The 24855-nt window shown below is 56.5% G+C and carries 23 protein-coding genes and 1 rRNA gene; all 24 read right to left on the bottom strand.

The annotated features are described in order from the left end of the window. Window positions 1-92 (bottom strand): 16S ribosomal RNA (locus tag BCM02_RS34110); the annotation flags it as partial. Between the two features lie 236 nt (window positions 93-328). Then, window positions 329-1834 (bottom strand): lysine--tRNA ligase, encoded by a 1506-nt coding sequence (gene lysS / locus BCM02_RS34105; protein WP_148933585.1) that lies wholly within the window; start codon window positions 1832-1834, stop codon window positions 329-331. A gap of 227 nt (window positions 1835-2061) precedes the next feature. Continuing rightward, window positions 2062-2541 carry a transcription elongation factor GreA gene (greA, locus tag BCM02_RS34100; RefSeq protein WP_148933584.1) on the bottom strand — a complete coding sequence of 160 codons (480 nt, stop codon included), beginning with the start codon at window positions 2539-2541 and terminating at the stop codon, window positions 2062-2064. A gap of 328 nt (window positions 2542-2869) precedes the next feature. Further along, entirely contained in the window at window positions 2870-3904 is a 1035-nt protein-coding gene (gene dusB / locus BCM02_RS34095; RefSeq protein ID WP_148933583.1) for a tRNA dihydrouridine synthase DusB, read from the bottom strand. A 54-nt stretch (window positions 3905-3958) separates the two neighbouring features. Beyond that, window positions 3959-4162: a helix-turn-helix domain-containing protein gene (locus BCM02_RS34090; protein WP_148933582.1), complete on the bottom strand. Its 204-nt coding sequence runs from the start codon at window positions 4160-4162 to the stop codon at window positions 3959-3961. Continuing rightward, complete coding sequence (folK, locus tag BCM02_RS34085; protein WP_148933581.1) at window positions 4114-4665, bottom strand: 2-amino-4-hydroxy-6-hydroxymethyldihydropteridine diphosphokinase; 552 nt, start codon at window positions 4663-4665, stop codon at window positions 4114-4116. Before folK ends, BCM02_RS34090 begins: the two co-directional genes overlap by 49 nt. Then, complete coding sequence (folB, locus tag BCM02_RS34080; protein WP_148933580.1) at window positions 4665-5030, bottom strand: dihydroneopterin aldolase; 366 nt, start codon at window positions 5028-5030, stop codon at window positions 4665-4667. The genes folK and folB overlap by 1 nt, the downstream gene beginning before the upstream one ends. A gap of 2 nt (window positions 5031-5032) precedes the next feature. Then, on the bottom strand, window positions 5033-5896 hold the full coding sequence (gene folP / locus BCM02_RS34075; RefSeq protein ID WP_148933579.1) for a dihydropteroate synthase: 864 nt from the start codon (window positions 5894-5896) through the stop codon (window positions 5033-5035). A gap of 43 nt (window positions 5897-5939) precedes the next feature. Further along, window positions 5940-6818, bottom strand: coding sequence for an aminotransferase class IV (locus tag BCM02_RS34070; protein ID WP_148933578.1), 879 nt, complete (start codon window positions 6816-6818; stop codon window positions 5940-5942). Then, complete coding sequence (gene pabA / locus BCM02_RS34065) at window positions 6815-7396, bottom strand: aminodeoxychorismate/anthranilate synthase component II (RefSeq protein ID WP_148933577.1); 582 nt, start codon at window positions 7394-7396, stop codon at window positions 6815-6817. The genes BCM02_RS34070 and pabA overlap by 4 nt, the downstream gene beginning before the upstream one ends. Beyond that, window positions 7371-8987 carry an anthranilate synthase component I family protein gene (locus tag BCM02_RS34060; protein WP_148933576.1) on the bottom strand — a complete coding sequence of 539 codons (1617 nt, stop codon included), beginning with the start codon at window positions 8985-8987 and terminating at the stop codon, window positions 7371-7373. The genes pabA and BCM02_RS34060 overlap by 26 nt, the downstream gene beginning before the upstream one ends. Window positions 8988-9326: 339 nt before the next feature. Next, window positions 9327-10265, bottom strand: coding sequence for a cysteine synthase A (gene cysK, locus BCM02_RS34055; RefSeq protein WP_148933575.1), 939 nt, complete (start codon window positions 10263-10265; stop codon window positions 9327-9329). A 142-nt stretch (window positions 10266-10407) separates the two neighbouring features. Beyond that, window positions 10408-11382: a peptidylprolyl isomerase gene (locus BCM02_RS34050; RefSeq protein ID WP_148933574.1), complete on the bottom strand. Its 975-nt coding sequence runs from the start codon at window positions 11380-11382 to the stop codon at window positions 10408-10410. Window positions 11383-11397: 15 nt separating this feature from the next. After that, on the bottom strand, window positions 11398-12294 hold the full coding sequence (gene hslO / locus BCM02_RS34045) for an Hsp33 family molecular chaperone HslO (protein WP_148933573.1): 897 nt from the start codon (window positions 12292-12294) through the stop codon (window positions 11398-11400). Window positions 12295-12306: 12 nt separating this feature from the next. After that, window positions 12307-13074 carry a type III pantothenate kinase gene (locus BCM02_RS34040; RefSeq protein ID WP_148933572.1) on the bottom strand — a complete coding sequence of 256 codons (768 nt, stop codon included), beginning with the start codon at window positions 13072-13074 and terminating at the stop codon, window positions 12307-12309. After that, window positions 13074-13964, bottom strand: a complete 891-nt coding sequence (gene nadC, locus BCM02_RS34035; protein WP_246183687.1) for a carboxylating nicotinate-nucleotide diphosphorylase — start codon at window positions 13962-13964, stop codon at window positions 13074-13076. Before nadC ends, BCM02_RS34040 begins: the two co-directional genes overlap by 1 nt. Next, the gene (gene nadB / locus BCM02_RS34030) at window positions 13954-15576 is read right to left on the bottom strand and encodes an L-aspartate oxidase (protein WP_148933571.1); all 1623 of its coding nucleotides are present in this window, start codon (window positions 15574-15576) and stop codon (window positions 13954-13956) included. The genes nadC and nadB overlap by 11 nt, the downstream gene beginning before the upstream one ends. Window positions 15577-15618: 42 nt before the next feature. Further along, window positions 15619-16557, bottom strand: coding sequence for a quinolinate synthase NadA (gene nadA, locus BCM02_RS34025; protein ID WP_148933570.1), 939 nt, complete (start codon window positions 16555-16557; stop codon window positions 15619-15621). Window positions 16558-16805: 248 nt separating this feature from the next. After that, a complete protein-coding gene (locus tag BCM02_RS34020) occupies window positions 16806-17768 on the bottom strand; it encodes an ABC transporter permease (protein WP_148933569.1) in 963 nt (320 codons plus the stop codon). Next, window positions 17765-18895: an ABC transporter permease gene (locus BCM02_RS34015; protein WP_148933568.1), complete on the bottom strand. Its 1131-nt coding sequence runs from the start codon at window positions 18893-18895 to the stop codon at window positions 17765-17767. Before BCM02_RS34015 ends, BCM02_RS34020 begins: the two co-directional genes overlap by 4 nt. Window positions 18896-18907: 12 nt before the next feature. Continuing rightward, entirely contained in the window at window positions 18908-20428 is a 1521-nt protein-coding gene (locus tag BCM02_RS34010; protein WP_148933567.1) for an ABC transporter ATP-binding protein, read from the bottom strand. Window positions 20429-20629: 201 nt separating this feature from the next. Then, the gene (locus tag BCM02_RS34005) at window positions 20630-21718 is read right to left on the bottom strand and encodes a BMP family lipoprotein (protein ID WP_148933566.1); all 1089 of its coding nucleotides are present in this window, start codon (window positions 21716-21718) and stop codon (window positions 20630-20632) included. A 383-nt stretch (window positions 21719-22101) separates the two neighbouring features. Beyond that, window positions 22102-24102 carry an ATP-dependent zinc metalloprotease FtsH gene (gene ftsH, locus BCM02_RS34000; RefSeq protein ID WP_148933565.1) on the bottom strand — a complete coding sequence of 667 codons (2001 nt, stop codon included), beginning with the start codon at window positions 24100-24102 and terminating at the stop codon, window positions 22102-22104. A gap of 143 nt (window positions 24103-24245) precedes the next feature. Then, complete coding sequence (gene hpt, locus BCM02_RS33995) at window positions 24246-24785, bottom strand: hypoxanthine phosphoribosyltransferase (protein WP_148933564.1); 540 nt, start codon at window positions 24783-24785, stop codon at window positions 24246-24248. Between the last annotated feature and the right edge of the window lie 70 nt (window positions 24786-24855).

The raw sequence follows: 24855 nt of genomic DNA, 5'->3' as shown, positions 1-24855 counted from the left end.
AACCTTACCCCGAAGGGTAAGATCCGCTCGACTTGCATGTATTAGGCACGCCGCCAGCGTTCGTCCTGAGCCAGGATCAAACTCTCCATAAAAGAAAGATTGTTTAGCTCATTTCTTACGTTGACATATATCGCTCATTGTTCAGTTTTCAAGGAACAAGTTTGTTTCTCATTTCTCTTTGTCGACCGTGTTGCTCAGCGGCGACTTTTATAAGATACCATAGACCGCTGGGCGAATGCAACCCCTTTTTTGAAATTAATTTATACTAGTTCTTTCGCATGAAAAAAGGGCAGTGAATCCGCCGGATTCCTACCCTTTTTTAAAAACTCTATTCGCCTGCGCGATCGCGCATATGCGGGAACAGCAGCACGTCGCGTATCGACGGCGCATTGGTCAGCAGCATGACCAACCGGTCGATGCCGATGCCAAGTCCACCCGTAGGCGGCATGCCGTATTCCAGCGCACGGATGAAGTCCTCGTCCATCTCATGCGCTTCGTCGTTGCCGTGTTCGCGCTCGAGCAGCTGCGCTTCGAAACGCTGGCGCTGGTCGATCGGATCGTTGAGCTCCGTAAAGGCGTTGGCATGCTCGCGCGCTACGATGAACAATTCGAACCGGTCGGTGAAACGCGGATCTTGGTCGTTCTTCTTGGCGAGCGGCGAAATTTCGACCGGATGCCCCGTGACGAAGGTCGGCTGAATAAGCGTGGGCTCGCCGAATTCTTCGAAGAACGCATTCAGAATATGTCCCGTCGTCCAATGTGGTTCCACTTTGACCTTGTGCGCCTTGGCCGCCTCATGGGCTTCTTCGTTCGTGATCTGAGCACCGAAATCGACCCCCGTCAGTTCCTTGACGAGATCAACCATGGAGACGCGGCGCCACGAAGGCGTCAGATCGACTTGGTGGTCTTGGTACGCGATCTTGGTCGTGCCCAGCACCTCTTGCGCAATATGCGCAACCATCGCTTCCGTCAACGCCATAATATCTTTGTAGTCGGCATACGCTTCGTACAATTCGATCATGGTGAACTCCGGATTGTGACGTGTGGAAATCCCTTCGTTTCGGTATACGCGGCCGATCTCATATACCTTCTCCATGCCGCCCACGATCAGACGTTTCAGGTGAAGCTCGATCGCGATACGCATGTAGAGCTGCATATCAAGCGCATTGTGATGCGTGATGAACGGACGGGCTGCTGCGCCGCCCGCGATGGAATGCAGCGTTGGCGTTTCGACTTCCAAATAGCCGCGCGAGTCGAGGTAGCGTCGCATCGATTGAATAATGCGCGAGCGCGAAATAAACGTCTGCTGCACGTCCGGATTCATGATCAAATCGACGTAACGCTGACGGTAGCGAAGCTCCACGTCCTTCAGACCGTGATACTTCTCGGGCAGCGGAAGCAGCGACTTGGACAGAACGACGACTTCTTTCGCCTTTACGGACGTCTCGCCGGTATTCGTCTTGAACACGACACCCCGCACGCCGATGATGTCGCCAAGGTCCAGTAAATCCAGCGCCTCGTATTGCGCTTCCGGCACCGTGTCTTTGCGCGCGTAGATTTGGATCTTGCCGCTAAGGTCCTGGATGTGCGCAAAACTGGCTTTGCCCATGCCGCGCTTCTGCATGATGCGTCCGGCTAGCGTCACTTCGTTGGCTTGCTCCTCAAGCTCTTCCTTGGACGTGTTCTCATACGCCTCGAGAATGTCCTTCGCTTGATGCGTGCGTTCGAATTTGCCGCCGAACGGGTCGATGCCGAGCCCGCGCAGCTGGTCCAGTTTGTCTCTGCGAATTTGCAGCAGCTCGCTTAATTCTTGCTCTTGCGTTTGATGCTCCACTACCTTCACTCCTAACGTAATCTGCGAAGCCCCCAACCGGGCTTCTGTTATATGGCTCTCCTAAGTTTAACCGATAATTAAGGTGAAACGCATGTCTCCGTCTTGAAGCGGCGGCATGCGTTTCATTCCGGAGAAATACAAACTGACTTTTCAACGTGAAACTTATAAAAGCTTGTATTTAGATGAAAAAGCTTCCCTAGGAAGCTTTCCATCTGAAAGGTTTGATGCTACTTTTTGTTAATGTCGACGATTTTATATTGAATGACGCCCGCAGGTACGCTAACTTCCACGATCGTGCCCTTCTTCTTGCCCAAGATCGCCTTGCCGACAGGGCTTTCGTTGGAGATCCGGTTCTGCGACGGATCGGATTCCGCCGTTCCGACGATCGTATACTCCATCGTGTCGCCGTACTCGATATCTTCCACGGTAACCGTGGACCCGATGCTTACGGTATCGATATCGATCTCGTCGTTGTTGATGATACGCGCGTTGCGGAGCATTTTCTCCAGCGTGATAATGCGGCCTTCAATGAACGCCTGCTCGTTCTTCGCGTCCTCGTATTCCGAGTTCTCGCTAATATCGCCATAGCCGATGGCGATCTTAATCCGCTCGGCGACTTCGCGGCGCTTGACCGATTTCAGGTTCTCCAGCTCTTCCTCCAGCTTCTTCAGGCCGTCCTGCGTGAGGATGATCTCTTTATCGCTCATTTGTAATTCTCCTGTCATGTGAAAATTGGTAAACGGGGGTGCGCGGACCTTAAGGCCGCGTCACTATATGACACGTCTCTCTGGATGACACTCTTACCGAATAATCTGCCGGCTGGAACCTGCTTCCACCCGTAAGCATTGCGATTATTGAAAGATTATATTGCAATATTGGACCAAATGTCAACGAAAGCCAGACACCCCTTGAAAACGCTTCACTTGTATGTAGAAGAAAAGGCCGGCGCAAGCAAAGCCAGCAATCCGACCGCAACGAATCTTCGATTGTAACCCGCTGGAATCCAGACCGGTTTTTCGCCTTTGCGAGGCGTCCTTACCCGCTATAAGCCGCTTCTCCCGCTTCGACCGGAGTCGATGGCGCGGGCTTGTCGCCTTCTTCGCCCAAGGAGAGAATGTACTGCTCGAGGATGGACACCATTTTGTCGCGGCTGGTCTCTTCCATGATGTTGTCCTTCACGCGCGCGGCGCCCGGGAGCCCTTTCAGGTACCAAGCCAAGTGTTTGCGCATCTCGCGCACCGCTACGGCTTCGCCCTTGAGCGCGGCCAGCCGGTCCATGTGCAAGACCGCCACTTCCATCTTCTCGCGAGGCGTCGGGTCCTCAAGCAGTTCGCCCGTGCCTAGATATTGAATGGTTCGATACAGCATCCACGGATTGCCGAGCGCTCCGCGGCCGATCATGACGCCGTCGACGCCCGTATGCTCGAGCATGCGCTTCGCGTCCATCGGCGTAACCACATCGCCATTGCCGATAACGGGGATGGATACAGCTTGCTTAACATCTCTTATAATGTCCCAGTTAGCCTTGCCGGTATACAGCTGCTCCCGCGTACGGCCATGAACGCTGACGGCGCTGCCGCCGGCGCGTTCGACCGCTAGCGCATTCTCGATCGCATAAATATGCTCGCTGTCCCATCCGATCCGCATCTTGACGGTTACCGGTTTGTCGACCGCTTCGACGACGGCGGACACCATCTCGTAAATTTTATTCGGATCGAGCAGCCAACGGGCGCCCGCATCGCATTTGGTTACTTTAGGCACGGGGCAGCCCATGTTGATATCGATAATATCCGCGTTCGTCTGTTTGTCAACGACCTTCGCGGCTTCCACCAGCGATTCCCGGTCCCCGCCGAAAATTTGCAGGCTGAGCGGCTTCTCCCGCTCGTCGACATACAGCATCTCCAGCGTCCGCTTGTTCCCGTGCAAAATGGCCTTGTCGCTGACCATCTCCGCGCATACCAGACCGGTACCGAATTCTTTGGCAATCAGTCGAAAAGCCGGATTGCACACGCCCGCCATCGGCGCCAGCACGACCTTGTTCTTCATCTCGATGTTCCCGATTTTGAGCACGCCGCTCCTCCTCCTTCCATCCTGCGTGCCTTCGGCCCGCTTATGCGTTTGTCGTCATTGATTCGTCAGTTCGTCATAGCTGATGCCGAGCGTGCTCGAAATTTTCTCCAGCAGCTTCGGATCCGGTTTGCGCGTCCCCCGCTCCAAGGAGCCGAGCACCGCCACCGAGACGTCGAGCCGTTCCGCGAGTTCCTGCTGCGTGTAACCCTTCAGCTTTCTAAAGGCGCGGACGCGTTGTGCCAGTTGATCGTATTCCATAACGCGATGCCTTCCCCTCCATCCTGTAGAGCCCGCTGCGCCTCCTGGTCGACCCGAGCGAACAGCTCATGGCCTTGCGTAATTACGTCGCGAAGCGGCACCAGTACGAAAGCGCGCTCCAGCATACGCGGGTGAGGCAGCGTTAATTCCTGATCATCCATCCGAACGTCGTCGTACAACAATAAATCCAAATCGATCGTGCGCGGCCCCCAGCGGATATCCCGCTTCCGGCCAAGCTCCGCCTCGATCCCAAGCATTACGCGCAGCAGCTCCACCGGCGCAAGCGTGGTGGAAAGCGCAGCGGCCATATTGAGGAACGGCGGCTGGTCCGTATATCCTACCGGATCGGTCTCGTAGAGACCCGATATGCGCAGCACATCGATGTCCGGCCTGTCGTTCAATTGGTTCAACGCCTGCACGAGAAGCTGATCCCGATCGCCCATGTTAGAGCCGAGGGCAATGTAGGCGACCGCCTGCTTGGGTTGACTTACGTTTGAAGCCATTACCGTTCCCGCTTTCTGTTCAATTCTACGGTGACCCCGTCAAAATGAATGTCGAACGGCGGATGCGGCTTCGTTACGCGGACCGTCACTTCATTTATACTAGTATAAGCCTCGAGAAGCTGCGATGCAACGGAACCGGCCAACGCCTCGATCAGCTTGAACGGCGCTCCTTCGACGATCGACTTGGTCTTCGCGTGCAGCTCGGCGTAATTGACGGTGTAATTCAAATCGTCGGTTTGAGCCGCCCTGCTCAGGTCCAGCCTCAGATCGAGATCCACGATGAACTGTTGACCCAGCTTGTTCTCTTCGGGAAAAACGCCGTGGTAGCCGTAAAACCGCATTCCTTTGAGCGACATGAGATCCATAGTTATTCCCTCCCGTATACGATCGCGTCGGCCATCCGCGCGTTCTGTTTCATTTGGCGAACATCGTGCACCCGCATAATCTGACAACCCTGCGCGATGCCAAGCGTCACCGTCGCGGCCGTCCCGAACGCCAACTCATCCACCGGAAGCTGCAGCGTCTCGCGAATGAATTTCTTGCGCGAGGTGCCCAAGAGGATGGGGTAGCCCAGGCCCGAAAGACGGCTCAAATGCGCCATAAGCGTCATATTCTCATCATAGTTCTTCGCAAACCCGATTCCCGGATCGAGCCAGATGTTCGCCTCCGCCACGCCGTGCCGCCGCGCGATTGCCGCGCTTTCTTGCAAATCCGCCACGACGTCCGCGACGAAATCGCCGTAGTCCCGTTCATGACGATTATGGTTCAAAATAATCGGGCAGCCGTACTCCGCCGCGACCTCCGCCATTTTCGGATCGCCTTTGAGCGCCCAAATATCGTTCAAAATATGCGCGCCCGCTTCAAGCGCGGCGCGTGCCGTCTCGGACTTGTACGTATCAATGGAGATCGGCATGCCGGGCAGCGCTTCCCGCACCGCGCGGATAACGGGCAGCACCCGGTTCAGCTCCTCCTCGAACGGTACCGGCACGAAGCCGGGCCGCGTCGATTCGCCGCCGATGTCGATCAGATCCGCTCCCTCGTCCGCCATCTTGCGCGCATGCGCGACGGCCGTTTCCACCGCTTGAAACCGTCCGCCGTCGGAGAACGAATCCGGCGTCACGTTCAGAATCCCCATGATCAGCGTTCGGCGGCCTAGCGTAAGCTCGGTCCCGTCTCCAAATTCGTAATGCCGCTCCGGTACTTGCCGTCTTATTCCGCCTGACGTCAACATGATTCCACCTTTCTCTATTTTCACGCATCCCGCTTCACGTTACTTATCCTTCAGCTCCCGCTTCAGAACGATAGGCACCCAGCAGCAACGTCGCGACAGGTCCGGCGGTTCCGTCGCCGACTTGAGTCCGTACGCCGTCGTTCGCGCGCAGCGTCGAAATCGAGACTAACTCCTGAATGGAATTGGTTACCCAGACCTCTTGCGCCCCGGTCAGTTCCTCCCACGTATAATGCCCCTCCTGCACGCGAAATCCAGCCGTCGATGCCAGTTCCATGACGCGCGCCCGGGTGATGCCCGGCAGTATGCCCGTGTCTACGGATGGGGTATGTACGATGCCGTCTTTCAAGAAAAACAGATTGCTGACGATGCCTTCCGACAGCCAGCCTTCCCGGGTCAGCATGAGCCCTTCCGCATTGGCGGCCGCGCCGATCCCGCGAAGTTCCCGCTTGGCCAAAATATTGTTCATATAGTGCAGCGACTTGAATCGAACCGGCCCCTCCGGAGTATTGCGCCGCGTATGCAGCAATGCCAGTTCTTTGCCTTCCCTATAGAGCCGTTCGCTCATGTCGGGCAGCGGTTTGACGAGCAGCAGCTTATTCGGCATCTCATAATCATGCTGCGGCAATCCCAGCTCCGCTTCGCCGGCCGTCACGGTAAGCCTAACGTAAGCTTCATTCAGATGATTGGCCGCCATAACGTCGGCCAGCCAAGCACGGATAGCGTCCGGCTCCGTCTCGCAGCGGATGCCGAGCTCCCTGCAACCTTCCGCCAGCCGCTCCAAATGACGTTCCAACAAATAAGGGCGCCCGCCATACGTGCGAAAAGTCTCGAAAAGCCCGATTCCATATAAAAAGCCGTGATCATAGACCGGGATCACGGCTTCCTCCGCATGTATGATGCTTCCGTTCCAACCGACCTTCATCGTACCGCGCCGGCGCGCATGCCAAGGAAATTGCGAAGCAGCGTCAGCCCGTTCTCGGTAATGATCGATTCCGGGTGAAATTGCACGCCTTCGATCGGATAATGTTTGTGCCGCAGTCCCATGATCTCGCCCTCGGCCGTCTCCGCGGTAATCTCCAGACAGTCCGGCAGCGTCTCGCGCTTGACGATCAGCGAGTGGTAGCGCGTCGCCGTGAACGGAGACGGGATGCCCGCGAATACGGTCTTCCCGTCGTGGAAAATCTCCGAGGTCTTGCCATGCATCAGCCGTTCCGCGCGCACGACTTCGCCGCCGAACGCTTGTCCGATCGACTGGTGGCCCAGACATACGCCGAAAATCGGAATCTCGCCTTTGAACCGCTCCAATAGCGCCAAGCTGATTCCCGCCTCGTTCGGGCTGCACGGGCCCGGCGAAATCAGGATGTGGTCGGGCGCCAGCGCCGCGATTCCCTCCAAGTCAATCTCGTCATTGCGCTTCACCAGAATCTCTTGGCCTAGCTCGCCCAAATATTGAACCAGATTGTACGTAAAGGAATCATAGTTGTCGATGACCAAAATCATGCGCTTCGCCCCCCTTGAAATGTCCGTCCCGCCTTGCCCAGCGCTGGCTGTACTCAACCGCCTTCCAAAGCGCCTTCGCTTTGCTGAGCGATTCGTAGTACTCCCGCTCTGGCACCGAATCAATCACGATGCCTGCTCCCGCTTGAATATGAACGCTTCCGTCTTTCACGGCCATCGTTCGGATAATTATATTAAATTCCATATCGCCGTTATAGTCAATCCAGCCCATGGATCCCGTATACGGTCCGCGCCTGGTCGGTTCCAGCTCTTCGATGATTTCCATCGTGCGAATCTTCGGCGCGCCGGTGATCGTGCCCCCCGGGAAAGTCGCCGCGATCACGTCGTAGGCGTCCCTGCCTTCCGCGAGAACGCCCTCCACTTGCGAGACGAGATGCATCACGTGACTATAATATTCAATGACCATAAGCTCCTCTACCCGTACCGTGCCATACGCCGCAATGCGTCCGAGGTCATTGCGTTCCAGGTCGACGAGCATAATATGCTCCGCCCGCTCCTTCTCGTTCGAGAGGAGCTCGTCCGCCATGCGCCGGTCTTCTTCTTCCGTCCGGCCTCTCCGGCGGGTTCCCGCGATCGGCCGGGTGGCCAGCTTGCCATCCACCAGCTCCACGAGCAGTTCGGGCGAGCCCGATACGAGCTGAAAGTCCGGACAGCGCAGCATGCCCATGTACGGGGAAGGGTTGACCAGGCGCAGCCACTCGTAGAGATCCTCCGGGGCGGCGTCCGTACGCATGCTCTGCCGCTGCGACAGGTTGACCTGAAAGACGTCGCCTTGGCCGATATAGGCTTGAATCCGCTCCACGGCAGCTTCGAACGCTTCCTTGCGAAACGGCGAGGTCAGCCCCTCCATCGCTTCCACGTCGATATGTGGCGTATCGGCGCCGATGAACGCTTCGCGAGCTTTCCGCTTCTCTATTAGCCTAGCCGACTCGGACTGCTCCGCCGCACCGATGCCCGTAAGCATCTGCCAAAGCCCGAACATCCGCTCGGCTTGCCCTCGCGCCGCCCGATACCGCGCTTCCAGCTCCGCTTCATCGGCACTGCAATTGTCCGCGTGAACAGCGCAATATAGCGTGCGGGCCTGGTGATCGACGACCCATAGTTCGTTCATGCGCAAAAACACGTAATCCGGCAGACCCAAGTCATCGGCCGCCAGCTCCGGCAGCCGTTCGATCGTGCGAATGACGTCATAGCTCCAAAAGCCTACGCAGCCGCCGGTCCACTTCGGGCTATTCGCTCTTCTCGGCGATCGGTAAGGCTGCATCCATTGACGGACGGCCGCGAGAGGCGAAGCAGTCCATGTCTGCTTAACACCGGTAAGCAAATCCGTCGACTCCGCCTGCTCGCCTTTCCCCCGAATGACCGAAGACGGATTTAACCCTAAGTACGTATATCGTCCGTCCTTGCCGCTCTCCAGCACGAAGGCATATGAAGAGGCTGCCTGCCACGCTCGCTCCCACGAATCCGGCCTTCCGCTTTCCCCTTCCGGAAGCGGCCAAGCGTAAACGACAGGCAACGTCTCGTACCCCGCTTTACGCCAGCCGCGCCATTCCTCATATGAAGTGACCGTCATGATGCATCGTCCCCCGATCTTTCGTCTACCGAAATCCGCCCCGAAGGCGCTTCTTGTTGCCTGCTAGTATACCGAATCGGACCTGAAAAGGAAAGGGCATCGAAGATACCGGTTCGCCACCGCGCGCATCAAGGTGAAACGGCTGTCGCCGTCTTCGCGGCGCGGCGAGCTCATGCTGGATAAGCTGATTGGTTTGCGTTCACAATCGGAAGATTGGGAATGCAGCATTCAGCGATGGAGACATAGAGGCCAAAGTATAAGCGTGAAACTTATACTTTCCTATATGTAAATTAAAAAGGGACTCCGAAGGAGCCCCTTGAATCCGCAAGCGCGGCGCTATTAGTTCTCGAAATTAAACAGAGGCGTAGACAGGTAACGTTCGCCGTTCGAAGGCACGACCGCGATGACGCGTTTGCCTTTGCCCAGCTCCTTGGCTACTTTGAGCGCGGCGAAAATCGCGGCGCCCGAGGAGATGCCGACCAGAAGGCCTTCTTCTTTCGCGGAACGGCGAGCCGTCTCGAACGCTTCCTCGTTATCCACGGTAATGATTTGGTCGTAGATCTCGCGGTTCAGAATGTCAGGGACGAAGTTCGCGCCAATCCCTTGGATTTTGTGCGGACCTGGGTTACCGCCCGACAGGATCGGGGATGCCGTAGGCTCGACCGCTACGATCTTAATGCCCGGGAAGTTGTTCTTCAGCACTTCGCCCGTGCCGCTGATCGTGCCGCCCGTGCCGATACCCGCTACGAACGCGTCAAGCTTGCCGTCGAGGGAGTTGATCGCTTCCACGATCTCCGGACCCGTCGTCTCGCGGTGGATCTTCACGTTCGCTTGGTTCTTGAATTGCTGCGGAATGAAATAAGAAGGATTCTCCTTCTGCAGCTCTTCCGCGCGGCGAACCGCGCCGTTCATGCCTTCGGAACCCGGGGTAAGAACAAGCTCGGCGCCGTAAGCGCGAAGCAGATTGCGCCGCTCGATGCTCATCGTCTCAGGCATAACGAGAATTGCTTTGTAGCCTTTAGCGGCTGCAACCATCGCAAGGCCGATACCCGTGTTGCCGCTCGTAGGCTCGACGATCGTGTCGCCCGGCTTAATGCGGCCTTCTTGTTCGGCAACCTCGATCATGCTGATCGCGATGCGGTCTTTGACGCTGGCGCCGGGGTTCTGGAATTCAAGCTTGACGTAGATCTCCGCGCTATCTTCCGGTACCAGACGGTTCAAGCGAACAAGCGGCGTATCGCCAATGAGTTCGGTTACATTATTCACAATTCTAGCCATGAGAAAATGAGCCTCCTTATTCCGACTAATTCAGTTGGTATTATCTACATCTTAACAATATTTAACGCTCGTTGTCAATAGGTAGTTTGCGAATCGAGCTAGTAGGAATAACGGCTCCCCGCCGCGGCAGGTCTCATGTTCGCTACGTCTGTACATCCGTTCCCGCCGCTCCGGGCACCATGGCCTTCGCCTCGTATTTGCGCAGGAGCTTCTCTTCAACGTCTTGCAGCGACTCGGCCTTCTCCAGCGCCAACTGCTTGCGCGCGCGCGAGCGAACCGCCTCTTCGCTCATCGCCTTCTCTTCCTTGCGGTCGGCCAGCAGCACGATCGCTTGCCCGCCTTCGACCGGGATCGGCCCGGTCACTTCGCCCGGCGCAAGCGACGATGCCGCCAGCAGCACGTCTTGTTCGAAAAAGGGATCGTCCTGCTCGATCCACCCAAGCTCACCGCCGATAGAGGCCGTATCGCGATCAATCGACGCCGACGCGGCCAATTCGTCGAATTTCGCGCCTGCTTCGAGCTGCTCCAGCAGCTCCTCCGCAGCCTGCTCGCCCTCGGTGACGATCCACGCGAGACGGAGCTGGATTCCTGTTGTAAATTGCGCCTGCTGGTCGATCACGTATTGTTCTAATTCCTCTTCCGTGATGGCGATATCCCGCGTCGCGATTTTCTCGAGCAGCAGCTTGTACTTGGCATCGTCCCGAATTTCTTCGGGCGTCAGTCCCAAGCTTTGCCGCATCTCGCTGTAATACCGCTCTTCGCTCTCGTACCCTTCCATCATCGACTTCAATTCCTGCTCAAGCTCCGATTCGCTCACGGTCAGGCCGCCGGCGGCGGCCTCCTGCCGGATCGCGGCGCGAGCCATTAACGTGTGGAGCACGGTATCCCCGTATTGATCCTTCAGCCGGCTCTCGAACTCCTGCCACGTTATCGTCTCGTCCCCGACGGTCGCCGCGATCGAAGAGCCCTTGTCCTGCATGTCTTCTTCCGGCTCGCCGCCTTCGTTCTTGCCGCTTCCCTGCGGCGCGAGAACCCGCGTGATGACGACCACCGCGAGCACCACCATACATACGGCCTGAAGCAGTACGATTCGCCTCAGCACCCGGTCTTTCCCCATGATTCGCGCCTCCGACTATTGAATCGGTTTCGGCTTTGCCTGTTCAAGCAAGCGCTCTAGCTGCGGCCGGTCAAATTCATATTTCTCATTGCAGAAATGGCACACGATCTCCGCACGCCCGTCTTCTTCGATAATCGTCGTCAGCTCCTGCTCGCCCAAGCTGATCATCGTCCGTTCGATGCGGTCCTGCGAGCATTTACATTGAAACACGATGCTCATCTCGTCCATCAGGTTCAACTCGTCGCCGACCAAGAATCCGAGGATGCCTTCCGGGGTCTCCCCTTGATCGAGCAGCGCGGTTACCGGCGGCATATTCGCCACGGCACGCTCCAAGCGCGTAATTTCGTCATCCGTCACGCCGGGCAGCAGCTGCACGATGAAACCGCCCGCGTTCATGACGCCATCCGGGCCGACCAGCACGCCAAGCCCAACGACCGAAGGCGTCTGCTCGGAGGAAGCGAAATAGTAAGTAAAGTCCTCGCCTAACTCGCCCGAAATAATCGGGACGCTGCCGCGGTAAGGTTCTTTCAATCCCAAGTCCTTCAGCACGTGGATAAAGCCGCTGCGGCCTACCGCGCCCGCCACGTCCAGCTTGCCTTGCGGATTGCTGGCCAAATGCACCTGCGGATGCTCCGCGTAGCCGCGCACTTCGCCCTTCGCGTTGGCATCGATTACGATCTGGCCCATCGGCCCGTCGCCTTTCACCTGAATCGTCAGCTTCTCTTCGCCCTTTAGCATCGCGCCCATCATCGCTCCCGCGGTAGCCGCTCGTCCAAGCGCAGCCGTTGCCGTGGGCATCGATTCGTGACGCGTCTCCAATTCCCGGACCAGTTCCGTCGTGCGCACGGCAAAGACGCGCAGCTTGCCGCCCCATGCCGTCCCGCGCACCAGTATATCTTTGGTTGTCTCCACTCGATTCTCTCCTTAATCCTGATTCCGCTCGTAAATGATGCGCAGCCCTTCCAGCGTCAGCAGCGGATCGACCAATTCGATCGTCTCCGATTCGCCGGCGATCAGCTCCGCGAGCCCGCCCGTCGCGATGACGCGGGGACTGACGCCGAATTCCGAACGTATGCGTCTCACGATGCCGTCCACCTGTCCCGCATAGCCGAAAATAATGCCGGCCTGCATCGACGTGACCGGATTGCGTCCGATGACGCTCTTCGGCTTCACCAGCTCGATGCGCGGCAGCTTCGCGGCGCGCTGATAGAGCGCCTCCGTCGAAATGCCGATGCCCGGCACAATGGCACCGCCTAAATAGTTTCCGCCGTTGTCGATATAATCAAACGTCGTCGCGGTGCCGAAGTCGACCACGATGAGCGGCGCGCCGTATTTCTCGATCCCCGCCACCGAGTTGACGATCCGGTCCGCGCCGACTTCCCGCGGATTCTCGTAGCGGATGTTAAGCCCGGTCTTGACGCCCGGACCCACGACGAGCGGCGCCTTGTGCAAATATTGTTCGCACAGCTGCTCAAGCGTGCGCATGAGCGGCGGCACGACCGAGGAAATGATGACGCCCTCTACGTCCTTCACGCTGACGCCCGCTATGCGAAACAAATTATGTATGAGCACGCCGTACTCGTCCACCGTGGCGGAACGGTTCGTGCTCAGCCGCCAATGATGCAGCAGCGTCTTCTTATCGTAAATACCAAGCACGATATTCGTGTTGCCTACGTCTACAACCAGAATCACTAGCCTTGGCCTCCCTTTTTCTCGTTCAAGTCCAGACTGATGTCGAGCGACTGGAACGAATAGGTGAGCGCGCCGACCGAAATGACGTCCACGCCCGTCTCGGCGATGCCGCGGATCGTCGTCAGGTTCACGCCCCCCGATGCTTCTACAATAACATGAGGGGACCGCGATTTGATACGGGAGACGGCTTCGCGCATGAGGTCCGGCTTCATATTATCCAGCATGATGATATCCGCGCCGCACGCAAGCGCTTCGTCCACTTGCGCGAGCGACTCGGTCTCCACTTCGATCTTCATCGTATGGGGGATTTGTCTGCGCGCGGATTCGACGGCTTCGCGGATGCCGCCGGCGCCTTTAATATGATTATCTTTGATCATGACCGCATCATAGAGGCCAAACCGGTGATTCGCGCCGCCGCCCACGCGAACGGCGTATTTCTCAAGCAACCGATGGCCCGGCGTCGTCTTGCGGGTATCGACCAAGCGCGTCGGAAGTCCGCCTATCGCATCCACATAGCTTCGGGTTTTCGTCGCGATGCCGGACATCCGCTGCATAAGATTGAGCGCGAGACGCTCACCGGTCAAAATGCTATGCGTGCTGCCCTCCACCTCGATGATGACCTTGCCGTGCTCGACGGCTTCGCCATCGGCGACATGCGTATGGAAAACAAGCGTCGGATCGACCGTATCGAATACAAGACGCGCAACCGGAATGCCGGCGATAATGCCGTCATCCTTCATATGTATAACTGCCTTGGATTGCCGGCCAGCGGGAATCGTCGACCAGCTGGAGACATCCCCCGCGCCGACGTCCTCGGCCAACCAGGCTTTGATCTGCTGCCGCAGCGCTTCGGCGTTGCCGCCGATCGCGGACAGGTCGCTATTCATCATGATGCTCCGTTACTCCTTTCGATAACCCGTGTTCCCGGTGAAGCAGCGTATGGGTACGCCATGCCCGGTCGTCGCGCTCCGGGAAATCCTCCCGGTAATGCGCCCCCCGGCTCTCTTCCCGGGCCGCCGCCGCTTCCGCGGTCAACATGGCGCAGGTGAGCAAATTCGCAAATTCATATTCCTCGCGCGTGCGCAGCATATGCTGAAAGAACGGCAGCTGGCGCTTCAGCTCCTCGAGTCCTCTCGCCAGGCCTTTGCCGTCGCGGCGCAATCCCACGTTCCGCACCATCACCTTCTGCAGCTTGAGCCGCTTCTCGACGACGGCCTGCATCGGCGCATGCGTGCGCTGCTGCGAGATCGGCTGATCGCAAAGCCCTGCCTGCAGCGGGGACAGCTCGTGAATGCGCTTCACGATGCGGCGGCCGAACACGATCGCTTCCGACAGCGAGTTGCTCGCCAGCCGATTCGCCCCGTGCACCCCTGTGGATGAACATTCGCCGCACGCGAACAGACGGGGAATGTTGGTCTCGCCCTGCAAATCGGTTTTCACCCCGCCCATCATATAGTGCGCGGCAGGAGCGACCGGAATCCAGTCGGTCGTCAAATCCAGTCCGTAGGTAAGACAGAACTCGTATATGTTCGGGAACCGGTGACGCACCATCTCCGGCGATTCGTGCGTGATGTCCAAATACACGAACGTCGACTTGGTCGCCTCCATCTCGCTGATGATCGCCCGCGCGACGACGTCGCGCGGCGCAAGCTCCAGCTGCTCATGATAGCGGTCCATAAATCGCTCGCCCCGTATATTGCGAAGCACCGCCCCTTCGCCGCGCACCGCTTCCGAGATAAGGAAGCGCGGCGCGCCCGGATAACAGAGCGACGTCGGGTGGAACTGAATAAACTCCATGTCTTGTATGTAAGCGCCTGCGCGATAAGCCATGGCGACGCCATCGCCCGTCGCGACGTCCGGGTTGGTCGTATAGCGATATAGCTGACCGATTCCGCCCGAGCAGAGCACGGTTGCTTTGCCCCGCACGTACAATCGGCTGCCATCCGGCTTCTGCACGATCGCGCCGCTGCACTCGCCGTCCGCCGTCACCAGATCAATGACGAAATGATCGTCCCAGACTTCGATTCTCGACTCCGCCATCGCTTTCTCCGACAGCGCGCGCACGATCTCGTAGCCGGTCGCGTCACCGTTCGCATGCAGGATACGCCGATGACTGTGCGCCCCTTCTTTGGTCAGCTCGTATTCGCCATTCTCTTGGTCGAACTGCGTGCCCATTCGAACGAGGTCCTCGACCCCTCTGGGCCCCTCGTGAACGAGGACGTCCACGGCCGTCTCCGAACAAAGCCCCGCGCCCGCGATAAGCGTATCGTGAAGATGGTAGGCCGGGGAATCGTCCTCGGCGACGACCGCGGCAATCCCGCCTTGGGCATAGCGCGTATTGCTGTCCATGAGCGACTTCTTCGTAATCATGAGCACGTCATGCGTCTTGCTTGCCTTAAGCGCGGTGAACAAGCCCGCAATCCCGGCGCCGATGACGAGGACGTCCTTCTCCACGACAGGGAGCTCGGATAGATCAATATCAATTAAATAACGTGGGATCATCGGGTCTCGTCGTTCCTTTCTATGGAAAGAGAGTAGCGCATGCTACTTCACCTGTAACATGCGCTCCAAGGATAAACGGGCTTTATCTGCGACTTCTTCCGGCACGTAAATCTGCGGCTGCATCGTCTCCAGACACTTGACCAGCTTCTTCAAGTTGTTGACCTTCATATTCGGGCAAACGAGATATTTGGTCGCGAAGTGGAAGGTCTTGTCTGGGCTATCGAGGCGCAGTTGGTATCCCGTGCCGTCTTCCGTTCCCACGATAAACTCTTTATTCGGCGATTCTTTGCAATATTTAATAATGGCGGTCGTGCTGCCGACGAAATCCCCGAGCGCCACGACTTCCGGACGGCATTCCGGGTGGACGACGAATTCGGCATTCGGATACTTGGCTCTCATCTCTTCCACGTCTTTGACGGTGAGCATATCGTGCGTATTGCAGTAGCCTTCCCAGATGATCATTTTCTTGTCGGTTTTCTGCTGTACGTAGTGGCCGAGATTCTTATCCGGCACCCAAATGATTTCGTCCGATTCGACGGAGTTGACAACGCGCACGGCATTCGCCGACGTACAGCAAATATCAGTCTCCGCCTTGATCTCGGCCGATGAGTTGATATACGTCACGACTGTCGCGTTCGGGTGCTGCGCCTTCAGCTTGCGAAGCCCATCCACGTTCACCATATCCGCCATCGGGCAGCCTGCCCGTTCGTCGGGAATGATGACCGTCTTGTTCGGTGCCAAAATTTTGGCGCTCTCGCCCATGAAGTGGACGCCGCAGAACACGATAACGTCCGCGTCCGTCTGCGCCGCTTTTTGTGCCAGCAGGAAGGAATCCCCGCGGAAATCCGCCACTTCCTGTATTTCATCGCGCTGATAATAATGAGCAAGTATGATGGCATTACGCTCTTTCTTTAATTGCATCAGGCGTTCGCGCAGTTCTCGATTCTGTTCGGCTTTGCGCTCGAGTGCCAATGCTTCCATGTCGTGACCTCTCCTCTTTTTCCACTTTGTGAACAGATGCACAAACTTATCGATAAGAACAGATATAGTGTGAACCATCTCGGGGAAATTCATTTGATTAAGAATTAATTTACACAAGGGGCGAAAGGCTGTCAATAAAGTCCCCATAAGAAAAACCCCCATGCCTTCGCGTAATCGAAAGCATGAGGGTCCACAGCCATCAGGATGAACCAATTTGGCTTGAAATGGCTATCGGGTTAAATAAACACTTACCGTTTGCTCGGATCGTATGGTTCGCCGAGCGCGCCCGGCGCACGAGAGCGGCCAACCGCTGCCGCCAGCACAATGAGCGTCAGCAAGTACGGTAGCATGTAGAAGAATTCCTCCGGAATCTGCTGCGAGAACTCGAACAGCTGCGCGAAGTTGCGAAGCGAAATCGCGAAGCCGAAGAAGATCGCCGCGCCGGCCGCGCCGAGCGGATGCCACTTGCCGAAGATAACGGCCGCCAAGGCAATGAAGCCTTGACCGGAAATCGTGTTATGCGAGAACGTACCCGTCGTCGTCAGCGTAATCGTCGCGCCGCCGAGACCTGCCAGCACGCCGCTAAGCAGCACGCCGATGTAACGATACTTCGTAACCGAGATGCCGACCGTATCGGCGGAACCCGGATGCTCGCCTACCGCGCGCAGGCGCAGGCCGAACGGCGTCTTGAACAGGACGAACCAGACGATCGCGATCATGACGATGCAGAGATACGTGGTCGGATACGCCGTGAAGAGCCCTTCGCCGATCAGCGGAATATCCGACAGACCCGGAATCGCGTATTTGGAGAACATCTCGACGGAGTTGGTCTCGCCCGCGCCGTCGTACAGGTTTTTCACCAAGTACAGGGAGAAGCCTAGCGCCAAGAAGTTAATGACCGTACCGACGACAACCTGATTCGCCTTGAACGTGATGGTTGCCAGCGCGTGCAGCAAGGCGAAGACCGTGGCGAAAATCATCGCCGTGACGATGCCTACCCATGCCGCGGTCAAGCCGCCCATACCGCTGCGCGCCGCATAATCCGCGCCGACCGCCGCCGCGAATGCGCCTGCCGTCATCAGACCTTCCAAGCCGATGTTGACGACGCCGGAACGCTCCGATAGCAAACCGCCGAGCGCCACGAAGATGAGAGCGGTCGAGAATACGAGCGTCGTGTTCATTAATTGACCGAGAATTTCGATTACGTTCATGTGCGTGACGCCTCCTTGCTGCCGTCAGTCGGCTTGTTTCTACGGAAGGAGAACGGCTTCATGACCATGCGTACGATGCCATGCGAAGCGATGAAGAAAATTATCGCGCCGATAACGATGCGCACGACTTCCGTCGGCACGTCGGCCTCGAAGCTCATTCCGCCCGACCCGTACGTTAGACCGCCGAACAGGATAGCCGCCAGCAAAATGCCGACCGGCGTATTGCCGCCCAAGAGCGATACCGCGATGCCGTCGAATCCATAACCAGGAGATGCCGACGAAATCGTTTGATAGCCGAATACGCCAAGCACCTCGAAGGCGCCGCCAAGACCAGCGAACGCGCCCGCGATGAACATCGATTTCACGACCGTGCGTCCGACGTTCATGCCTGCGTAATGAGCCGCGTCCGGATTCAAGCCAACCGCGCGAAGCTCATAGCCTTGTTTCGTTTTCCAAAGCAGGATATAGAAGAGAAAGACGCAAATAAGCGCGACGATCGTACCGCCGTGCATGCGCGCATGATCCATCATCTCCGACAACCAGCCGATGGACCACGAGGCCGATTCATGAACTTCGTTGGACTTCTGTTGCCCTTTCTCGCTAAGCCACGTACCGATGACGTAGTTGGCGAAGTAGAGACCGATCCAGTTCATCATGATGCTCGAGATAACTTCGTTCACGCCGCGCTTGGCTTTCAGGTAGCCGACGATGCCGGCCCAAATGCCGCCAAGCACCGCTCCGCCGACCATCGCAAGCGGCGCATGAATAAACCAAGGGAGATCCAGCTTCACGCCGATGAGCGTCGCGCCCAGCATCCCCATGACGAATTGTCCCTCGGCGCCGATGTTGAATAGGCCCGTCCGGAACGCGAAGGCTACGGACAACCCCGTGAAAATCAGCGGGGTGATGGCGCGAATCGTCTCGCCAATGTCATACGGGCTCTCGATTAGCTTGCCGAACAGCGCACCGTACGCGACCAGCGGATTGTAACCGCCTGCCAACATGACGAGGGCGCCGGTAATCAAACCGAGAATGATGGCGACGATTGGAACGAGCGAAGACGACTTCGTGAAAATCTTGATGCCTTTGCCTAAAGCCTTGTTATATTGTTTCTCTGGAGATTCCATACCTTCACCCCCCTACGCGTTGGTGTCGCCCGCCATCAGCATGCCCAGGCGCTGATTGTCGCGGTTGAGCGGGTCAACCTCGCCGACGATTCGCCCTTCATACATAACGGCAATCCGATCCGATAATTCAAACAGCTCGTCGAGCTCGAAGGAAATCAGCAAAATCGCTTTGCCTTCATCTCTTGCTTGACGCAGCCGCTGCTGTACATACTCAATCGCTCCGATATCCAGGCCGCGCGTCGGCTGCACCGCGATGAGAAGCGAAGGATTCCGCCACAATTCGCGGGCGATAATCGCCTTCTGCTGGTTACCGCCGGAGAGCGAACGAGCATGCGTGTGAATGCCCGAAGAACGGACGTCAAACTCCGTCGTTAGTTTATGCGCCAGCTTGTCCATTTCCTCGTACTTCAGGAATCCGCCATTATTGAAAGGCTTCTGAAAGTAGTTGCCCAGCACGACGTTCTCGCTGAGCGTGAAGTCCAGCACCAAGCCATGTTTGTGACGGTCCTCCGGAATATGGCTGATGCCGGCCAAACCGGTTTGGCGCGGGCTCTGATTGGTGATGTCCTTGCCGTTGATCGACACTTGACCGCCGCTCAGCTTCACCATGCCGGTAATCGCCTGCACCAGCTCCGACTGACCATTGCCGTCGACGCCCGCAATGCCGAGAATTTCGCCTGCGCGAATCTCCAAACTTACGCCATTGAGCACCAATTTGTTCTGATTCGACTTCATCTGCAGATCTTTCGCGGCGAAAATCACTTTGCCGACTTCGCGTCTCGATTTCTCCGTCTGCAGGCTTACGCTTCTGCCTACCATCAGCTCCGCCAGCGCGCGCTCGTTCGTACTCTTCGTCTCGACCGTGCCTACGACCTTGCCGCGTCGGATGACCGTGACGGAATTGGAGAGCGCCATGACTTCCTTCAGCTTATGCGTAATGATGATGATCGACTTGCCTTCGGCCGCCAGGCTTCGGAGAATCTCGAGAAGTTCTTCGATTTCCTGGACCGTCAGCACCGCCGTCGGCTCGTCGAAGATCAGAATATCCGCGCCGCGGTAGAGCGTCTTCAGGATTTCCACCCGTTGCTGCATGCCGACCGTGATGTCCTCGATCCGCATGTTCGGATCTACCTGCAGCCTGTACTGCTCGGACAGCCGCTTAACCTTCTCGTTCGCTTGCTTCAAATTGATCACGCCGCCCTTGGACGGCTCGCTGCCCAGCACGATATTCTCCGCTACGGTGAACGGTTGAACGAGCTTGAAATGCTGATGCACCATGCCGATGCCAAGTTCAATGGCTTTGGAAGGACCATCGATGACGGTAGGCATGCCATTAACCCGGATTTCGCCTTCATCCGGTTGGTACAGGCCGAACAATATGTTCATCAGCGTTGACTTGCCGGCACCGTTCTCCCCAAGCAGCGCGTGAATCTCGCCCTTACGGAGTTTGAAGCTAATTCCGTCATTCGCTACAATGCCCGGAAACCGCTTCGTGATGCCACTCAATTCAACCGCTGTCGCGTTCTGTTCCATGATATGGCCATCTCCTTTCTAAACCTTATTGCTCCATTGAACAGTATACTTCACGGTTTATGTAAGCGTATACTAGAATTGAAATCCATTTTTAAATAACAAATAATTCCTTGTTGATACTCAAATTGCTCTTTAAAAAAGACCGGCTCGAGAGCCGGTCTTTAATCCCTTCCCGAGAAAGCCAAGTTTCACGAAAAGATGTTATTCCGTAGGAACCGTGATTTTACCGTCGATGATTTGTTGTTTGTACTCGTCTACTTTCGCAAGCACGTCGGCCGGAACGTTCTTCGACGAAGTCTCCGGAAGACCTACCGCATTGTCTTTCAAACCAAGGACAGTCGTCGTGCCGCCGGCAAAGTTGCCTGCGATCAAGTCGTTGGATACTTTCTCAACGGCTTGTTTAACGCCTTTCATCATCGATGTGAGCGTTACTTCGTCGCCGAATTCAAGCGATTGGTCTTTGTCTACGCCGATAACCCATACTTGCGTACCGTTCTTCACGCGGTCTTTGGCTTCGGTGAACACGCCGTTACCCGTCGCGCCTGCTGCGTGGAAGATGATGTCTACGCCGTCATTGTACATCGTAGCTGCTGCTGCTTTACCAAGGTCAGGCTTCGAGAAGTCGCCCGTGTAGTTGATTTTGATGTCTGCGTCCGGTTTAACTGCCAGCACGCCTGCTTTGAAACCAGCTTCGAAGCGTTTGATAACCGGGATGTCCATGCCGCCAACGAAGCCGATTTTGCCGGATTTCGTCATCAAGCCCGCAACCACGCCGACGAGGTAAGAACCTTCATGCTCGGCGAACGTAACGGATTGCACGTTAGGCGCGTCAACTACGCTGTCGATCAGACCGAGTTTCGCGTCCGGGTTTTGCGCAGCAACGTTCTTCATAGCGGTCTCGAACAGGAAACCGATACCCCATGTGAGATCGTAGCCTTCTTTGACGAATTTGTTCAGGTTCGGCTCCATGTCAGCGTCGCCTTTGGATTCCAGGTATTTAACGGATGCGCCAGTCGCTTTTTCGACTTCTTGGAGGCCTTCCCAAGCGCTTTGGTTAAACGATTTGTCGTTTACGCCGCCAACGTCTGTCGCCATACCGATGCGAATGTCTTTGCCGTTCGTTCCGCCGTCTGTCTCTTTATCGGCGTTCGTGCCACCGTTGCCGGTTGCACCGTTGTTCGTTGTTGCGTTAGACCCACCGTTCTCGGTGTTGTTCTTGCTGCCGCAGCCTGCGAGTGCAAGCGTTAGCACCAGCGCGACCACTGTTACCCACATCAGACGCTTCTTCATGTGTTAATCGCTCCTATTCTTGGTAAAAGTTCCAGCCGATTCGCACGCTACAGGACGGGCCAAATGCTACATCCGGCTTCGCCGGAATCAAGGCAATTGACCATTGCAACCTATATCTGCCTATCGCCGATACTTTACCTATTATCTTCGAAAAGCATGTCTGCGTCAATCTAAAATATGTCAACTAACATAACGCATTAATACCATTAAATTCACATCAAATTCATCAGAAATGGCTGTACAAGTAGTATATCCCGCACTAAATGTTATTATCGTGTAACATATTTCCTTTTCCGCCAGAAAGCCTTGTGCACATGAAAAAGCTGTTTCAATCGCGCCGCCCCGGTGAAGGGTCGAGCATCGATTGAAACAGCTTCATCGCACTATCCGTTGCCGTTCGAACCGTCGTCCGGATCGCTATTCGGCGTTCCTTCCCCCGGTTCGCGGGATTGAATGCGAACTTTCACGCCGCCGATTGTATCTACGATCGGATCGGCCGTCGTTTCTTCGGCGGATTCGCCGGCTGCGTCGCCGCCGCCATTGATGGAACCGCCGTCGATCAAGCGCTTGATTTGCTCCAGTTCCAGCGTCTCCTCGCGAAGCAGCGTCTGGGCAATCAGGTGAACCGCATCGGATTTCTCGTTCAGCAGGTTCTTCGCTCTCGTATAACAATCGTTGATGATGCGTTGCATCTCTTGGTCGATCTCGTAAGCAATCGCATCGGAGTAGTTCTGCTCATGGCCGATATCGCGGCCCAGGAACACTTGGCCCTGCGAGCTGCCGAATTGAAGCGGTCCAAGTTTCTCGCTCATGCCGTACTCCATGATCATCGCGCGAACGATGCTGGTGGCATGTTTGAAGTCACTATAGGCGCCCGTGCCGATTTCCCCGATGAAGAGTTCTTCGGCCACGCGGCCGCCAAGCAAACCGGTTACTTTATCGAGCAATTCTTGCTTGGTCGTCAGCATCCGGTCTTCCTTCGGAAGCATGATGACATAGCCGCCTGCTTTGCCTCGCGGTATAATCGTAACTTTATGCACCATATCGGCATGCTCCAGGAAGTAGCCGATAATCGTATGGCCGGCTTCGTGGTAAGCGACGATGCGCTTCTCGCGGTCGCTGATCACGCGGCTGCGTTTCTCCGTGCCGACGATGACGCGGTCGATCGCTTCGTCCACTTCGACCATGGCGATATCTTTCTTGTTGCGGCGAGCCGCAAGCAGCGCCGCCTCGTTCAACAGGTTCTCCAAGTCCGCGCCGGTGAAGCCCGTCGTACGCTTGGCGATAATATCGAGTTTGACATCCTTCGCAAGCGGCTTGTTGCGCGCATGTACTTTAAGTACCGCTTCGCGGCCCTTCACGTCCGGACGATCTACGGTAATCTGACGGTCAAAGCGGCCTGGACGAAGCAAGGCAGGGTCCAGGATATCCGGCCGGTTCGTTGCCGCGACGATGATGATGCCTTCGTTCGCGCCGAAGCCGTCCATCTCGACGAGCAACTGATTGAGCGTCTGCTCGCGCTCGTCATGCCCGCCGCCGAGTCCGGCGCCGCGCTGACGGCCAACGGCGTCGATCTCGTCGATGAAGATAATGCACGGCGCGTTCTTCTTCGCGTTCTCGAACAAGTCGCGGACGCGGGAAGCACCGACGCCGACGAACATCTCGACGAAGTCGGAACCGGAAATACTGAAGAACGGAACGCCCGCTTCGCCCGCAACGGCGCGCGCCAGCAACGTTTTACCCGTACCTGGAGGTCCGTTCAGCAAGACGCCCTTCGGAATGCGAGCGCCGACCGCCGCGAACTTGCGCGGGTCTTTCAAAAACTCGACGACTTCGACGAGCTCTTGTTTCTCCTCGTCGGCGCCGGCGACGTCCTCGAACGTCACGCGTTTCTTTTCTTCGTTATACAAGCGTGCCCGGCTCTTGCCAAAGTTCATCACTTTGCCGCCGCCGCCTTGCGCTTGATTAATTAAGAAGAAGAACAGAATGAAAATAATCACGAACGGAATGATCGACGTCAGAAAGGTCAGCCAAATGCTGTCGCCCTTCATCGGTTTGTTCTTCACCTCGACGCCGTTCTTCTCCGCCACGGACAAAATGTCCTCGATGACGAATTCCTCAACGTTCGTGTGCGTGTAGAACTTCTTCTGTTCAGGGTCCTTGCTTCCCGCGGGAGGCGTTTTATATTCACCAGTGACCAAGTAGGAATAATTCTCGAACTGCAGCGTGAGTACCTTTACGTTATCGTTAGCTAATTCCTGCTGTAGCTGGTCGTAGCGGATTTCGACGCTGCTATCGTTTTGGCTGCTGATAAATTGGAATATCCCGACAGTCACTAAAAAGATGATTAGATAAAAACCAGTGTTACGGATGATCCGATTCATCCCCTACCTCCTCTCAAGACGCTTAAGATATTTTACCATATCATGAATCTCCACCACAAACCGCGTCAGGGAGGGTGCATGTACGGCGAATCGCATCGTTCGCGAAAGAAACGGTCAGCGGGAAGCCGAAGCTTCCCCTCGTCTTACTTCTCGTAAACTTCCGGCTTCAAAATGCCGATGAGCGGCAGATTGCGGTACTTCTCGGCATAGTCGAGCCCATAGCCCACCACGAACGCGTCCGGCAGGACGAATCCGCTGTAATCGGCGTTGAGTTCCACCTTGCGGCCGGACGGCTTATCGAACAAGGTGACGAGCGTAATGGATTTCGCGTTGCGTCTTTCGAGAACGTCGATCAGATAGCTCAGCGTCAAACCGCTGTCGATGATATCTTCGACGATCAGAATTTCCCGGCCTTGCACGGGTACATCCAAATCCTTAATAATCTTCACGACACCCGATGTCTTCGTCGAATGGCCATAGCTCGATACCGCCATGAAATCGATCTCCAGCGGAATCGTAATGTTCTTCACCAGATCTGCCATGAAGATGAATGCGCCTTTCAGCACGCAAATGACGAGCGGGTTGCGCCCTTCGAACGTCGCGCTGATCGTCTCGCCAAGCTCCTTCACTTTCTGCTGAATCTGGTCTGTGTCGTATAGTACTTCTTGAATGTCGTTCAGCAATGCCGGGACCTCCCATGTTTTTACCTATACTATGAAATCTTGGGCGCTTCTTATTCGGACAAATTCTGCC

The organism is Paenibacillus methanolicus (assembly GCF_008124765.1).
GTDB lineage: Bacteria > Bacillota > Bacilli > Paenibacillales > Paenibacillaceae > Paenibacillus_Z > Paenibacillus_Z methanolicus.
The sequence above is the reverse complement of the archived record's forward strand: the minus strand, read 5'-3'. Positions and strand labels throughout refer to the sequence as shown.